This is a genomic window from Thermocrinis minervae (assembly GCF_900142435.1).
GTDB lineage: Bacteria > Aquificota > Aquificia > Aquificales > Aquificaceae > Thermocrinis_A > Thermocrinis_A minervae.
On sequence record NZ_LT670846.1, the window covers coordinates 998,276 to 1,013,419 of the forward strand.

Sequence of the window (15,144 nt, forward strand, 5' to 3'; positions counted from 1 at the left end):
ATTAGAGGCTAAAGTCCTTCCCCAAGTAAACCTCTCTTACCTTTTGGTTGTTTGCTACTTCTTGAGGGCTTCCTTCTGCTAAGATGCTTCCATCTGACAGCACGTACACTCTGTCTACTATCTTTATGGTTTCTCTCACGTTGTGGTCTGAAACAAGAACACCAATGCTTTCAGACTTAAGCAAGAATATGAGACTTTTTATGTCCGACACGGCTATGGGATCTATACCCGCAAAAGGCTCATCCAATAGCACATACTTGGGCTCCGGTATTAAAGCTCTGGCTATCTCAAGCCTCCTCTTCTGTCCACCCGAAAGCCTTCCTGCTCTTAGATCTTTGAGCTCATACAGACCAAACTTCTCTAGTAGTTCCTGAGCCCTTGCATACTGCACGTCCCTATCCTTTTCAAAGAACTCTAGAAAAACCAGAAGATTCTCTATCACCGTTAAGTCTTCAAAGAGGGTATGTTCCTGGGGTAAAAAGACTATACCTTTCTTTGCTCTTATGTGGGCAGGGAGATGTGTAATGTCCTCTCCTTCCAGCGTTATCTTCCCATCGTCTACAGATGTAAAGCCTATCAAACAGTTGAAAAGGGTTGTCTTTCCAGCACCGTTGGGACCAAGTAATCCTACTACCTCTCCTCTGTTCAGTTTTAGACTTATACCCTTGAGTATCTCTCTTGGTCCATAGCTTTTTCTTATGCCATCGGCTACCAACATCCTGGGTTATTATACCGCCCGCAGAATCCGCATGGTTTGAACATACCCTAATCTAAAGAGCTCGTCAGCCTTCCTTAGGCTTACCAGGGAGTAACCCCTCAGGTCCGGTTCTATAAGGTAGGTACAAAACTCCTTCCTCTTATCTACATTGGACCTGACGGCAAGGAAAAAGCTCCTAAGGAGTAGATGTAGAATGTTTCTGGGCTCTCCGTTCACATCGTATGGGTTTACGTCCACGCACAGGGTAGGAATTTCAGATTCTTGGAAGGGTTCAACGGGTAAGTTGTTCGTGACTCCACCGTCTACTAACATGTACTCGAAGTGCTTTACAGGCTCAAAAACACCAGGAAGGGCACAGCTTCCCAGGACTACACTGTAGAGCTCACCTTCACGAAAGTAAAGTGTTCTTCCCGTCTTTATGTCAAGAGCGCACACGAAGAGAGGAATCTTTAGGCTTTCCAGCCTTTCTGGAAGGTACTTCTTGAGAAGAAACTTTGCCCTCTGTAAGGAAAAGAGACCAAGCTTTGGTGGTATGCGAGGTCTTATCCATTCCCATAACCTTGTCTCTTTTATAAGCTTCAACATCTGTTTGGGAGTATATCCCGCACAGTAGAAAGCTCCTACGAGAGCACCTGCACTTACACCGCTTACAGAGATCACTTCCACCCTTAGGTCTTCCAAAGCCTGCAGAACACCTATGTGAGCTATACCCCTCGCTGCACCACCCGAAAGGACTAAGTTAACCTTCATCTTCTAAAAGCACCACACACATGCAAGCAATACCGTTATCTGGGCAAAAGCCTTCCCTGGTTTTTCCCTTTATGGATATGTTTTCCTTTTTTACCCCAAGAAGCCTTGATAGGTTTTCCCTTATGGTATCCTTGTAAGGGCTTATCTTTGGTCTGTCTGCCACTATCACACAGTCAAGGTTTACCACCCTAAAACCCTTCTCTCTGGCCAAGCTTAGAGCCTTCTCCAAGAAAAGCTGTGAAGGAGCATCCTTCCACCTAGGATCTGTGTTAGGAAAGAGCTCCCCTATGTCCTTTTCTCCTATGGCACCCAATATAGCATCCGTTATAGCATGCAGAAGAGGGTCTGCATCCGAGTGTCCTTTTAAACCTTCTGGGCTTGGTATGTCCACACCCCCCAAAAGAAGTCTTCTCCCTTCCTGAAAGGGATGAGAATCAAAACCCAAACCTATACGTACCATTTAATATATTTAATACTATGTTTAGGAGTGACGAAGTTAAAAAGGGTATAGAAAGGTCACCACACAGAGCCTTACTTAGGGCATGCGGTCTCACAGATGAGGACTTTGACAAACCCCTTATAGGCATAGCTAACTCCTACATAGACATAATACCTGGACACGTACACCTTAGGGAGTTTGTCCTTCCCATAAAAGAAGAGATCAGGAAAGCCGGAGGAGTTCCCATAGAGTTCAACGTTATAGGCGTAGACGACGGTATAGCTATGGGACACTCAGGTATGCACTACTCCCTACCCTCAAGGGAGTTGATAGCAGACTCCATAGAGACAGTAGTAGAAGCCCACAAACTTGACGCTCTAATATGTGTACCAAACTGTGACAAGATAGTCCCAGGCATGCTGATGGCTGCTGCAAGGCTGAACATACCCACCATATTCATAAGCGGTGGCCCTATGCTAGCAGGTGAACTAAACGGCAAAAAAGTGGACCTTATCACCGTCTTTGAGGGTATAGGACAGCTAAAGGCGGGCAAGATAACAGAGAGTCAGCTCAAGGTGATAGAGGAAACTGCTTGTCCCACCTGCGGTAGCTGTTCGGGTATGTTTACAGCCAACTCCATGAACTGCCTTACGGAAGTCTTAGGCCTTGCTCTACCTGGAAACGGAACCATACCAGCTGTAGATCCAAGAAGGGAACTACTGGCAAGACAGGCAGCAAGACAGATAATGGAGCTTTTAAGGAGGAACATAAGACCCAGGGACATACTAACCGTTGAAGCCTTTGACAACGCCTTTGCGGTTGATATAGCCATGGGTGGATCCACGAACACAGTCCTGCACCTACTTGCTGTAGCCAGAGAAGCTGGTATAGAGTATGACTTGAGAAGGATAGACATGATATCCAGATCTGTACCCAACATATGCAAGATATCCCCAGCCTCCGAGTACCACATACAGGACCTAGATGCCGTAGGTGGTATACCTACAATCCTTAAAGAGCTCATAAGGGCTGGTAAGCTTCCTAAACCAGATGCTATGACAGTAAGCCTAAAAACCCTCAGGGATATAGCTCAAGAGGCACCAGATCCAGACGGTCAAGTAGTCAGGACCTGCGACAACCCTTACACACACGAGGGTGGTATAGCTGTACTCTATGGAAACTTGGCTCCAGAAGGTTGCGTGGTAAAGACGGCTGGTGTTGATCCCAACATGTTGGTGTTCAAAGGAAAGGCCATATGCTTTGACTCTGAAGAGGAGGCCATAGAGGGTATACTAGGCGGAAAGGTACAGCCAGGACACGTGGTGGTCATAAGGTATGAAGGACCCAAAGGTGGGCCCGGTATGAGGGAGATGCTCTCGCCCACCTCTGCCATAATGGGTATGGGTCTTGGGGATAAGGTGGCTCTCATCACCGATGGTAGATTCTCTGGTGGAACCAGGGGAGCCTGTATAGGTCACATATCTCCTGAAGCCGCAGCTGGTGGACCCATAGGCATAGTCAAGGATGGTGACGAAATACTTATAGACATTCCAGGAAGGAGGATAGAGCTGCTAATAAGCGAAGAAGAGTTCAAAAAAAGGATGGAAAGCTTTGTACCTAAGCAAAAGCCCATAAAGAGCCCTTGGCTCAGAAGGTACGCCAAGTTGGTAACTTCAGCCTCTAAAGGTGCCATACTAGAAGCCTGATGCACATACTTCTCATAGGCCTTGGCAATATGGGAAGTAAGTATCTGCAGAAGATAAAGCAGATGGGGGAAAGTCCTGTCCTTTGTGACATAGACTCTTCAAAAAGAGACGGAGAACATCCCTTTTACTGTCACTACGGGGAAGTAAACGAACCACTTAAGGCAGTTATAATAGCCATAGACCCTTCCAAGCACGTGGACGTGGCCCTAGCCTTCTTAGAAAAAGGTCTACCTGTGCTTTTGGAAAAGCCGCCAGCCCTTTCATCAAAGGATTTTGAAAGGATATCCTCTTTCGACAATCTCTATGTCTCGGAGGTGGAAAGCTTTTCCGTATGTGCAGAGCATATACCCAAAAATGCAAAGAGCATAAAGATAGAGAGGTTTGGAAGAGGGAAAGGTTACGTTTCACCCCTTTGGGATCTCGCATGGCATGACCTTTACCTACTTTTAAGAACTTATTCAAAGGTTGAGGTTAAAGAACTTAGCGTAAAGAATGGTGTTTGGACGTTGAGAGGCTACGCAGACCAGGCAGAGTTTGAACTAAGCGTCCAGTGGGAGAGCCCACACCCAAGAAGAATATGGAATGTGGACGAAGGGAAAGTAATCTTGGACTTTGGAGAAGAAGCCGTATACTCAGAAGGAAGGTTGATGGTGCAGAGGAAAAGGGATAAGTTAAGGTGGATGTTAGAAAGTTTCCTTTTAGGAGATTATGACAGAGGCTCTGTAGAACGAGCAGGAAGGATCATCAATATCATAGAAAATATCTCCTGAAAGGCTAATATAAAAATCCTATGGTAAAGCTTGAGGTAGAAAGGGAGCTATCGCATAAGGAGATAAAGGAGCTCCAGGAGGAGATAAGAAGGCTAGCAGAAGAGAAGAACGCCGTAATACTAGCCCACTACTACCAAAGGCCAGAAGTTCAAGACATAGCACACTTTGTAGGAGACTCACTAGAGCTCTCCCGTAAGGCAAGCCAAACAGATGCGGACATAATAGTCTTCTGCGGTGTAAGATTCATGTGTGAAACGGCAAAGATAGTAAACCCCACCAAAAAGGTGTTACACCCCAATCCCGAATCTGGTTGCCCCATGGCAGACATGATAAAGGCCGAAGACGTCCTCAGGTTAAGGGAGAAGTATCCAGACGCAGAGGTAGTAGCATACGTCAACACCACAGCAGAGGTAAAGGCCGTATCTGACGTATGTGTAACATCAGCAAACGCCATAAAAGTCGTTTCCAAGCTTGAAAGCAAAAGGATCATATTCATACCAGATCAAGCCTTGGGCAACTGGGTAAAGAAGCATATACCAGACAAGGAGTTCATCATCTGGCAAGGCTTCTGTCCTCCCCACTTTGAGTTTACAGCTAGAGAGGTGCTAAAGCTTAAGGAGATATACCCAGACGCAAAGGTGGCCGTACACCCCGAATGCCATCCAAAGGTAATAGAGATTGCAGACTTCGTAGGCTCCACATCCCAGATAATCAACTATGCCACCACATGCGACTCTAACAGGGTTATAGTGATAACGGAAGTAGGTCTATTACACACCCTAAAGAAGAAAAATCCTAACAAGGAGTACATATTCCCTCAGTCTATGAACTATTGTGGTACTGTTTACTGTTGTACCATGAAGGCTATAACCCTGCCCAAGGTATACGAGACCCTGCTCAAGGAAACCAACGAAGTGGTGCTCCCAGAGGACATAATCCAAAGGGCAAGAAAGCCCATAGAAAGGATGTTGGAGCTGTCTTAACATGGGTATATTCATAGAAGACCTTTTAAACCTTGGAAACTTGATGGACGCAGAGATAGAGGCACACATACCAGAGGCTACACTTTCCCAAGCCCTAGGGCTAGAAACTAAGATAGAGAAAGGTCTTATAACCTTCAGGATAAAAAAGAAAGGCCTTATCTTCAGTAAGACCCTGGAGCTTAAGCTTTCAGAAGAGAGCAGGATGGTTAAGAACTTAAAAGAGGAAGGTAAGAGGTTTGTAATGGGCAGGATGCTAACCAGATCTGCCGTCGAGGAGCTATCAAAAAGGGAAGATTTTCTGTTCGAAGGAGAGTTTGCAGGTTTTGACGTCTGGAAGGCTTTTAAACTAACAGAGACCTACGAAAAAGTCCCTTACCAGTTTAGGGAAAGGCTAGCCCTTACCAGATACATCTTCAGCGACTACCTCTTAAAGATCTTCATGAAAGTAGAAAAATGAGGACCTTTGAAAGGCCTATAGTAGTCTACAGTGCCTGTCTTGCAGGAGAAGCCGTAAGGTACAACGGGGGTACGGTGGAAGATAAGCTCGCCAAGACTCTATCCAATTACGTGAACGTCATAAAGGTATGCCCAGAGGTAGCTATAGGTCTAGGAGTTCCAAGAGAAAAGATAATAGTTTACAGGCAAGGCCCTGATATGCTACTCTTCCAACCCGCTACAGGCAAGGATCTAACGAAGGAGATGATCTCCTTCACAGAGGAGTTCTTAGACTCGCTGCCGGAGGTGGATGGTTTCCTGCTAAAGTCCAAATCACCATCTTGCGGTGTTTCCAACACCCTACATTACAGAGATCCATGGGGTAAGGAATTTTACGCAAGGGGTAAGGGTCTTTTTGCCAAGCTGGTCATAGAGAGGTTCCCACACCTTCCTGTGGAAGACGAAGGCAGGCTTAAGAACCCGGAGATAAGAGACCATTTCCTTTCCAGCATCTTTGCCCTCGCAGATCTGAGAAGCTTCAGGCCCAAAAGCATAAAAGACCTTATGAACTTTCATCAAAGGTACAAGTACTTCCTTATGGCTCATCATCAGTTAAAACTAAAGCAGATGGGAAGGCTTGTAGCCGAAGGTAGCAAAAGCTTAGAGGAAACCTACGAAAGTTACAAAAAGCTATTTGTTCAAACTATAGCAAACAGGCCAAGCAAGAAGAAGCATTACAACGTCATCCTACACATCTATGGACATCTGTCCTCCAAGTTAAAAGAGAGGGAAAAGCATCATTTTCTCAAGCTTGCGGAAGATTACAAGGAAGGCAAGATACCCAGAACACTACTCATAGAACTCCTCAAAAACTGGGCCTACAGGTTTGAAAACGAGTACCTTATGACCCAAACGTACCTCTGGCCATATCCCGAGGAGCTCCAGCATGTTTATAATTGATTAGATGCATCTTAGGCTAGGTACCAGGAAGAGTAAGCTGGCCCTCTGGCAGGCCAATTACGTAAAGAGCCTTCTTGAGAAGGAAGGTCATACAGTGGAGATAGTCACTATCACTACCTCCGGTGACAAGATAAAGGACGTCCCGCTGGCAAAGATAGGCGGTAAGGGCCTCTTTGTTAAAGAAATTGAAGAAGCCCTGCTGGAGGGCAGGATAGACCTAGCAGTACACTCCCTTAAGGATGTTCCCACAGTCTTACCAGAAGGTCTTGAGATATGCTGCGTGACCAAGAGAGAAGACCCATACGACGTGCTCATCTCTAAAAACTCTCAAAAGTTGGAGGACCTCCCACCTGGCTCAGTAGTGGGAACATCCTCCCTAAGGAGGAAAGTGCAGATACTTAGAAGAAGGCCAGACCTAAAGGTAGAAGTATTAAGGGGAAACGTGGACACGAGGATAAGGAAGCTGGAGGAAGGGCTTTACGACTCCATAGTACTTGCGTATGCTGGCGTTAAAAGGATGGGCTACGAGCATATGATAACCCAGATTCTTGACTTCATACCCGCAGTAGGACAAGGCTCCCTTGCCATAGAAGTAAGAAAAGAAGACAAAGAACTTAAAAAGATCCTTTCAGTGCTAAACCATGAAGAGAGTATGATATGCGCTAAGGCTGAAAGGGCCTTCTTGAAGACCCTAGAAGGCGGTTGTCAGGTACCCATGGGAGCTTTTGCCAAGCTGGAGGGAGACAAGCTGATCATAAGGGGCTTTATCTCAGACCTAGAAGGGAATAAATTTATAGAAAGCTACAAAGAAGGAAAGCCGGAGGAGGCTGAATCGGTGGGAGAGGCACTAGCCAAAGATCTTCTATCAATGGGTGGAGAGGAGATCCTTAGGGAGATCTACTCATGAAGAGGGTAGGTTTTATTTTAGGTTCAAAGAACATAACTCCCTTGGAGTTCTGGGTAGGTGTAGAAGAGGGAAATTTGCTACAGATGGATGACTTTGTCTTTGTTAAGTGTTCCATAGGAAACACAGAGGTAAAGTACTACGGTGTTGTGGTAGAGGTATACAAGTATTGGGAAGGCGTACAAAACGTCTTTGAGACGCAGCTAGCAAAGCAGGGTGTCATACCTGTAAACGTGGCTTATATAGCCAGGGTAAACACAACTAGGATAGAACCCGAATACCTTGTACCACCATCTCCAGGTGACGAGGTTTTTCTAGCCGAAGGTGAAGAGTATCAAAAGGCCATATACGCAGATCAGATGAAGGAAAAAATACCTGCAGGTATCACAAGAAGTGGGAACGTAGTCTACATAAACTATCATTTCCTAAACGGAAAAGAAGGCGCGCATGTAAACATATCTGGCATGTCTGGCGTGGCCACAAAAACATCCTACGCCCTCTTTTTACTGTACTCCATAATCAAGAAGAGCAGCGAGAAGAACATTCACGGCATAATATTCAACGTCAAAGGGAAGGACCTACTCTGGATAGACAAAGAGAACAAAGACATGAGTCAAGAGGACAGACAGATGTTTATGAGGATGGGTCTGGATGCAAAACCCTTCAGCGACGTTATCTTCTACGTACCACCAGATCCCAAAGACTTCACAAAACCTTCCTCGGAGAGGATGGACGAGAAGGTGGTTCCCTTCAGATGGAGTATGAGAGACTTTGCGGAAGAAGGCCTCCTAAAGTTTATGTTTGCAGAAGGTGATGAAGGGATGTCAAACCTCCACTTTGTCATAGACAGAGTAATGAACAGACTCTACCAGCTTGCAAAAGACAGTCCCTACGGCAGGCTTATAAATGACTACGGAAGCGATATGGAAAACCTGGATGACCTGGAGGGGATTTTCCTCAAAGCCTTGGAAGAAAGGGAGATAGATAGGTCTTCAAAGCTTTACCGCGACTGGTTTGGTAGTGCAGAACCCACCACAGTAAGAGCCTTCATGAGGAGGTTCCAAAGAGCCAAGGAAAAGATCAAACACCTCGTAGGGGGAACAGAGTCTGTCCCCATAGAGTGGGAGAAGTTTAAAGTAAGCGTCATAGACATAAGCTCACTCCACAACATAGCCAAGATGTTCGTAGTGGGTTCTGTGCTTAAAAAGCTCTTCAAGGAGAAAGAGGACAGAGCAAGCCCTTACCCTAAAGTTTTTGTACTCCTTGACGAACTTAATAAGTATGCACCCAGAGAAGGCTGGAGTCCCATAAAGGATGTACTCTTAGAGATAGCAGAGCGTGGTAGGAGCTTGGGTGTGCTGCTCATAGGTGCCCAGCAAACAGCCAGCGAGGTAGAAAAGAGGATAGTGGCCAACTCGGCGGTTAGAGTTTTAGGAAGGATAGACAGCGCCGAGGTACAAAGCAAGGAGTACGACTTTCTTACTGGAAACCTTAAGATAAGGGCCATGATGCTCAAGAAAGGTACAATGATCATCCACCAGCCAGACATACCCACGCCGGTGGTGGTGAGGTTTCCAAAACCTCCTTGGGCAACGCGTAAAGAAGAGGTTAAGGAAGAGGTGCCCGATGTTTTTAGCAATTTTGATACTTAATCTAATAATCTCCTTTGGGTTTGCCCAGAACCTCACCGTAAGGTACGGAAGCTATCCTGAAAAGGAAAGGTTAGTCTTTGAGTTCAAAAACAGGGTAGACTACAAGATACTCCAACTAAAGAACCCAAACAGGATGGTCATAGACCTCTTTGACTTTAAAGGTCAGATATCCTCTTTACCCAAACACGTAAAGGTCAGGGTTGGTAAGCACCCATGGGGGACTAGGTTAGTGGTGGAGGGTGAGTTTTCCGACGTGAAGGCCTTTTCTTTGGAAGATCCCTTCCGCATAGTTGTGGACCTTTACCGAGAAAAATCTCAAGAAGAGGATAACCTTATAGCCATCCTTGACCCAGATGTACTTAAGGTTTTGAACAACACGAAGGGAAACGAAAGAGTGGTGGAAGAGTCTGTAAAGGGTAAGCTCATAACCCAAAGAAGGGTGATAGTCCTGGATGCTGGTCATGGAGGACATGACCCTGGAGCCATAGGATTCATGGGTATAAAGGAGAAGGACATAACCTTGGCCATAGTCAAAAAACTGGCCACCTACTTAGAGCAGGATGGGCGGTTCAAGGTATTCCTAACGAGGAACGACGATTACTTCGTCCCCCTTCAAGAGAGAGCAAAGATAGCTATTAAGAAGAGGGCTGACCTGTTTATAAGCATACACGCCAACGCATCGGATGAGGGTATCACCCAGGCGCGTGGTACGGAGATATTCGCCATATCCTCTTCGGCAGCACAAGTAAAGAAGACACAGATAGTTAAAAACAAGGAGTACGCAAAATTGGTTCTTGGTGACTCTGACATACCCACAGATGCAAAGGTTGTACTCGCAGACCTTGCCATGGACGTTACCCTATATGAAAGCGTAAACTTTGCCAAGCTTGTAGCTAAAGAACTTTCTTCTGTCATGCAAAGAAATATCACCTACAGAGGAACTAAAAGGGCTGGCTTTGCCGTTCTAAAAACTCCTGGAATACCCTCAGTCTTAATAGAGGTGGGCTTTATAAACAACAAAGATGAGGCTATACTCATGGCTTCTGAAAATTTTCAAAAGACCTTCGCTTACGCTCTCTACAAGGCTATAGTCAGATACTTCTTTCCCAAACAACCGGTCAACGTCAGTCTAAACCTATAAGCTTATGGACCTGGGGTATGATTCTAACCTGGTAACCCATATGAAGTAAGTTCTCCTGAAGTTCCAAAGCTTTCCACAAGTAAACTTTCTTATTCCCCTCTGGCTGCAGAACAACCCTACCTTCCTCTAGAAATCTCAGAAATTCCTTCCTTAAAAGTACATCCAAATCTATAGCATCATCTACTACAAACTTAAGTTCCTTTGCGTACATAATGATATTTGGATTTACATACCAATTCACTACACCTTTAGGTGAACACGTTATATGGATTCTATATGCAAATGGCTCTATGGCTTCGTTCCAAAGAGTACCGTTCGTTTCTATCTGTACAGATTTTCCCAAAAGTAAAAGCTCTTCCACCAAAATGGATAGCTCCTTGTGAAGAAAGGGCTCACCACCAGTTATAACCACATGCCCGTATGGAAAGGTAAGCACCTTTTGAAGAATGTCTTCTAAACTCATCAGGGTAGCCTTCGTAGAGCTGAGCTCTAAGGATTCGGGCTGATCGCACCAAGGACATCTTAGGTTACAGCCTTGTAAACGTATAAAGAGAGAGGGAACACCTACAAGCAAACCTTCTCCTTGAATGGTAGGATATATCTCAGAAATCTTCAGATTTGTCTTTCTTCTAACTTCACTTCGTAGCATTCTATGATATCACCCACTTTTACATCGTTGTAGTCTTTTAGCTTTACACCGCATTCAAAGCCTCTTGCTACCTCTTGAACATCTTCCTTGAACCTCTTTAGGCTTTCAATCTTACCGTCGTATATTACCACACCATCTCTTATAAGTCTTGCTCTTGCGTTTCTTACGATCTTTCCTTCAAGCACATAACAACCCGCCACAGTACCCACACCCTTTATCTTGAAGGTGGCCCTCACCTCTGCGGATCCAAGCACTACCTCTTTTTCTATGGGCTTCAGAAGGCCCTTGAGGGCCTTCTTTACATCATCCACCACTTCGTATATGATGTTGTACAGCCTAACATCTACCTTTTCTCTTTCCATAGCCTCTCTGGCTTTGACGTCAGGCCTTGTGTTAAAGCCAATCACTATAGCACCGGTAGCCTTGGCAAGTATCACATCGTTTTCCGTTATGGCTCCTACATCCGCATGGAGTATCCGTATGTTTATATCCTCTACCTTTATTTCACTCAGCGCCTTCTTTAAAGCTTCCACAGAACCTACAGTGTCGGCTTTTATTATTAGCCTGAGCTCTTCTACTTCTCCCTCCTGTATTTTCTTGTACAGATCTTCCAAGGAGAGTGCCTTTGGAGCTTTTTCTTGCTGCTGCAGCTTTGTCCTATTTTCTTCAGCTAGTTCGCGTGCTGTCTTCTCATCGTCAACTACCTTTAGGGTATCTCCAGGTATGGGTAGGTCTTCAAAACCGAGTACCTCTACAGGTGTGGACGGTCCAGCTTCCTTTATGTTCCTCCCCTTGTCATCTATCATTGCCCTAACCCTACCGTAGGTGACACCAGCCACGAATACATCTCCTACCCTTAATGTTCCTTCCTGTACTAGAACTGTGGCTACAGGCCCCCTTTGTTTGTCCAGTTTGGCCTCTATTATCACTCCTTTGGCCTTCTTAGTAGGATCTGCTTTCAGTTCCAAAAGCTCAGCCAATAAAAGTATGTACTCTAAAAGCGTGTCCACGTTTTTACCAGTTTTGGCTGATATGTCTACAAAGATGGTATCTCCACCCCACTCTTCTGGTATAAGACCGAGTTCGGACAGTTCCCGCCTGACTTTCTGTGGATCGGCATCAGGCTTATCTATCTTGTTAACTGCTACTATTATGGGTAGGTTGAAAGCTCTAGCGTGGTTTATTGCCTCTATGGTCTGTGGCATTACTCCATCGTCTGCAGCAACCACCAGTACGGCTATGTCCGTTACTTGGGCACCACGCGCTCTTAGAGAAGTAAAAGCTTCGTGCCCTGGTGTATCCAAGAAAGTTATTTTTCTACCGTCTGGAAGCTCTACCATGGAGGCACCTATGTGTTGCGTTATACCACCCTTTTCCCTTGCTGCTACGTTTGTCTTCCTTATGGTATCAAGGAGGGTGGTCTTTCCGTGGTCTACGTGTCCCATAACCACCACTACAGGAGGTCTAGGTTGGAGGTTCTCAGATGATTCTTCACTCTTCTCTTCTACAGGTTTCTTTACGCTTTCCTGTTGCTGAGAATCCGTTTGTACAGTAAAGCCATAAGATTTAGCTATTTCAACAGCAACCTCATAAGGTACGCTATGGTTTATTGTCACCATAAGGCCTTTCTTAAGAAGGTCTGCCATTATCTGGTTGGCCGGGACTTCAAGGATGTTCGCAAGCTCTCTAACGGTAACTTCCTGTGGTATGTATACAGTCTTACCTCTTTGGGCACCGTTCTTCTTCTCCTTCTGTTCCTCTAAGAGTACCTCTTCTATTATCTTTAGGGCATCTTCGGTTATATAATCGTTCTTCCCTTCTATACCCCACTCGGATAAGATTTCCTTTATCTTCTTCTCCGTGGTGTTAAACCTCTTTGCAAGTTCCTTTATACTAATTCCCTTCATCCTTTTAAATTATAAGCCTTGAAGAGCCTTTCTGAAAGCCTATCTAATAAAGAGGTACTATCAAAGCCTAATTCTTCAAGGCTTATTACTCTTTCTAATATGTGATCTATACTCACGCCAAGTATTTCAGATGCTATCCCGTAATCCATTCTGAGGAAGATGCTTCCATGCAAGAGAAAAGACCTTCTGAGGGTTCTCATAGCACAAGCCACCAGCTTTCTACCCTCCACCGTTATCTCCCCGAGGGTAGGATAAAAGTAGCAGAAGTAAGCATCCGCATAGCCTGACCTATTCTTTGACATCCGCGCGTTTATACCAAAGGATCTTAATACTTCCAGCAGCCTTCCCATAACCTCTCTGTATATCTTTCCTGCATTCTCTCCCCATCTTTCCTTTAAGTCAGCTATGGAGAAGGAAAGGTCCCATCCATGTAGAAGGGCTCCTCCACCCGTTGGCCTTCTGACCACAGGAACTAAAAATTTCCTCTCCTTCTGAGAGTACCCTATACTTACAGTAAGCTCCGACCACATATAAAGACGAAAAAGTCTATCTTCCTTTCCCTCCTCTACAAGGTATAAGTTCATAAGGTCTTTTTCCATGTTCTCCTTTCCTGGAAGAATCTCCACCATCAGAGCACAACCTCAAGCAAAGGTTCCACATTTAGCTTCAAGAGGTTTTCAATACCATAGGGTTTTTCTACAGGTGGGACATAAAAATCCTCACCCTTATCGCACGCGTTCATAACCATAAAGGAGTAAGAAAATCCCTTGTAAGATAAAAGCCTTTTGGCCTCTTCTATGGATAGTTCTTCATCCCTCGCCACGGCGAAGAGTATACCTTTTTCCTCAAAGGTCTTTTTTAGAGTTTTTACCTTCTTCTCCCTTTCCAAAAGCATGTCCAAGAGCTTTTCTTCCCTGCCAAGGTAGGAGCTTATCCTTCTGTGCTCTTTTGCCACTTCTACTATCCACCCAAACCAGTCTTTAAGAAGGTCTATGGTGTTTAGAATCCTCAGCATGTTACCAGTGGGAGCAAAGTCTAAGATTATGTACTCGTAATCTCCTTGCATGATGTAATCCGCAAGCCTGTCTAGGGATGCTGTTTCCAAAGACGTGGGCGACTGGTATAGTATGGAAGCAAACCTCAGAAAACCTTCCAGAGCTTTAGGAGAAAGAACAGCCCTTAGATTTTCGAGTACTCTGTCTACGTATTCCCTTGCCACTTTTTGTGCATCAAGTTCACATGCAAAGAGGTTTGGATACACTTCCCTAGGTTCAGGAGGCACTTCTATCTTGAGTATACCAGAGAGGGAATGCATAGGATCCAAAGAAAGCAGTAGAGTCTTACCAAAGGAAGAAAGCTTTAAAGATAAGGCACATGAAAGGGTACTCTTACCGACCCCACCCTTTCCACCGAAGAGTACGATCCTCTTTAGCAGCACGGGAAGATCTTTGAAGAGCTTCTATCCTGTCCCAAACTTTTATGCCAGAGATGAAACTCTTCTAAAAGGTAAGGATATAGGTCTAGGGTGTATACACCCAACGGATTGTCCAGACCAAAGTATTCAAGGAAGAGGGATGCCATCAAGGCATCCCTTATGTGTGTGTACTCTAAACCGACAATCTGCCTAAAGTGAAGCCTGTCAAACTCCCTTAGAAAGGCTATTACTTTAGAGAAAGTATCCACTGGGCCAGGTCCTTGGCCTCTTGGTCTGTCACATTCTGTGGTGGCATGGGTACGTTGCCCCATACACCTGCACCACCGTTCTTTATCTTCTGAGCAAGCTTATCAACAGCGTCTGCTTGACCAGCATACTTTTTAGCCACATCCTTGTACGCAGGACCCACTTTCTTCACGTTTATGTCATGGCATGCGAAGCAACCCTTTTGCTGAGCTAGAGCTTGCATATCCTTTGCAGGGGCTGCACCTTGCTGCTTTTGTTCTGACTTCTGCTCCTGCTGCTTTTGCTCTTGGGCAGGTTGTTGCTGCTGTTGCTGTCCTTGGGCAGGCTGTTGCTGTTGAGCAGGTTGTTGCTGTTGTTCTTGAGCAGGTTGCTGCTCAGCAGGCTTTTGCTGGCATCCGGCGATAACCAAAGCTGAAATGGCCATAAGACCTATCCACTTCTTCATGTCC

At 45.3% G+C, this 15,144-nt stretch carries 17 protein-coding genes; 8 read left to right on the forward strand and 9 right to left on the reverse strand.

All coding sequences use genetic code 11. The features are described from left to right. Position 1: 1 nt before the first annotated feature. The 3 genes from lptB to ispF are packed head-to-tail and all read right to left on the reverse strand — an operon-like array spanning position 2 to position 1,928. Positions 2-718 (reverse strand): LPS export ABC transporter ATP-binding protein, encoded by a 717-nt coding sequence (gene lptB, locus B5444_RS05495; protein ID WP_079654221.1) that lies wholly within the window; start codon positions 716-718, stop codon positions 2-4. A 9-nt stretch (positions 719-727) separates the two neighbouring features. Further along, entirely contained in the window at positions 728-1,468 is a 741-nt protein-coding gene (locus B5444_RS05500) for a patatin-like phospholipase family protein (RefSeq protein ID WP_079654222.1), read from the reverse strand. Then, positions 1,458-1,928 carry a 2-C-methyl-D-erythritol 2,4-cyclodiphosphate synthase gene (ispF, locus tag B5444_RS05505; RefSeq protein ID WP_079654223.1) on the reverse strand — a complete coding sequence of 157 codons (471 nt, stop codon included), beginning with the start codon at positions 1,926-1,928 and terminating at the stop codon, positions 1,458-1,460. The genes B5444_RS05500 and ispF overlap by 11 nt, the downstream gene beginning before the upstream one ends. 17 nt (positions 1,929-1,945) lie before the next feature. On the opposite strand from ispF, the gene ilvD reads away from it, so the two are divergent. Genes ilvD through B5444_RS05545 form a run of 8 tightly spaced genes read left to right on the forward strand, consistent with a single transcriptional unit; the run spans position 1,946 to position 10,458 of the window. Beyond that, positions 1,946-3,613 (forward strand): dihydroxy-acid dehydratase, encoded by a 1,668-nt coding sequence (ilvD, locus tag B5444_RS05510; RefSeq protein ID WP_079654224.1) that lies wholly within the window; start codon positions 1,946-1,948, stop codon positions 3,611-3,613. Continuing rightward, positions 3,613-4,383, forward strand: a complete 771-nt coding sequence (locus B5444_RS05515) for a Gfo/Idh/MocA family oxidoreductase (protein ID WP_079654225.1) — start codon at positions 3,613-3,615, stop codon at positions 4,381-4,383. The genes ilvD and B5444_RS05515 overlap by 1 nt, the downstream gene beginning before the upstream one ends. A 20-nt stretch (positions 4,384-4,403) precedes the next feature. Beyond that, positions 4,404-5,366, forward strand: a complete 963-nt coding sequence (gene nadA / locus B5444_RS05520; RefSeq protein WP_079654226.1) for a quinolinate synthase NadA — start codon at positions 4,404-4,406, stop codon at positions 5,364-5,366. Position 5,367: 1 nt separating this feature from the next. Beyond that, complete coding sequence (locus tag B5444_RS05525; protein ID WP_079654227.1) at positions 5,368-5,823, forward strand: hypothetical protein; 456 nt, start codon at positions 5,368-5,370, stop codon at positions 5,821-5,823. After that, positions 5,820-6,761 (forward strand): DUF523 and DUF1722 domain-containing protein, encoded by a 942-nt coding sequence (locus tag B5444_RS05530; RefSeq protein ID WP_079654228.1) that lies wholly within the window; start codon positions 5,820-5,822, stop codon positions 6,759-6,761. The genes B5444_RS05525 and B5444_RS05530 overlap by 4 nt, the downstream gene beginning before the upstream one ends. A 4-nt stretch (positions 6,762-6,765) precedes the next feature. Beyond that, positions 6,766-7,668, forward strand: a complete 903-nt coding sequence (gene hemC / locus B5444_RS05535; protein WP_079654229.1) for a hydroxymethylbilane synthase — start codon at positions 6,766-6,768, stop codon at positions 7,666-7,668. Beyond that, positions 7,665-9,317 (forward strand): ATP-binding protein, encoded by a 1,653-nt coding sequence (locus tag B5444_RS05540; RefSeq protein WP_079654230.1) that lies wholly within the window; start codon positions 7,665-7,667, stop codon positions 9,315-9,317. Before hemC ends, B5444_RS05540 begins: the two co-directional genes overlap by 4 nt. Continuing rightward, the gene (locus B5444_RS05545; RefSeq protein WP_079654231.1) at positions 9,292-10,458 is read left to right on the forward strand and encodes an N-acetylmuramoyl-L-alanine amidase; all 1,167 of its coding nucleotides are present in this window, start codon (positions 9,292-9,294) and stop codon (positions 10,456-10,458) included. The genes B5444_RS05540 and B5444_RS05545 overlap by 26 nt, the downstream gene beginning before the upstream one ends. Here B5444_RS05545 and B5444_RS05550 read toward each other — a convergent pair. The 6 genes from B5444_RS05550 to B5444_RS07780 are packed head-to-tail and all read right to left on the reverse strand — an operon-like array spanning position 10,442 to position 14,918. Further along, entirely contained in the window at positions 10,442-11,107 is a 666-nt protein-coding gene (locus B5444_RS05550; RefSeq protein WP_079654232.1) for a 7-carboxy-7-deazaguanine synthase QueE, read from the reverse strand. The two genes, B5444_RS05545 and B5444_RS05550, sit on opposite strands and share 17 nt — an antisense overlap. Next, on the reverse strand, positions 11,071-13,014 hold the full coding sequence (gene infB, locus B5444_RS05555) for a translation initiation factor IF-2 (protein WP_079654233.1): 1,944 nt from the start codon (positions 13,012-13,014) through the stop codon (positions 11,071-11,073). Before infB ends, B5444_RS05550 begins: the two co-directional genes overlap by 37 nt. Next, positions 13,011-13,643 carry a lipoyl protein ligase domain-containing protein gene (locus B5444_RS05560; RefSeq protein ID WP_079654234.1) on the reverse strand — a complete coding sequence of 211 codons (633 nt, stop codon included), beginning with the start codon at positions 13,641-13,643 and terminating at the stop codon, positions 13,011-13,013. The genes infB and B5444_RS05560 overlap by 4 nt, the downstream gene beginning before the upstream one ends. Further along, complete coding sequence (locus B5444_RS05565; protein ID WP_079654235.1) at positions 13,643-14,452, reverse strand: ArsA family ATPase; 810 nt, start codon at positions 14,450-14,452, stop codon at positions 13,643-13,645. Before B5444_RS05565 ends, B5444_RS05560 begins: the two co-directional genes overlap by 1 nt. Further along, entirely contained in the window at positions 14,443-14,697 is a 255-nt protein-coding gene (locus tag B5444_RS05570; RefSeq protein WP_079654236.1) for a DUF7990 family protein, read from the reverse strand. The genes B5444_RS05565 and B5444_RS05570 overlap by 10 nt, the downstream gene beginning before the upstream one ends. After that, positions 14,676-14,918 carry a c-type cytochrome gene (locus tag B5444_RS07780; protein ID WP_231967182.1) on the reverse strand — a complete coding sequence of 81 codons (243 nt, stop codon included), beginning with the start codon at positions 14,916-14,918 and terminating at the stop codon, positions 14,676-14,678. Before B5444_RS07780 ends, B5444_RS05570 begins: the two co-directional genes overlap by 22 nt. Between the last annotated feature and the right edge of the window lie 226 nt (positions 14,919-15,144).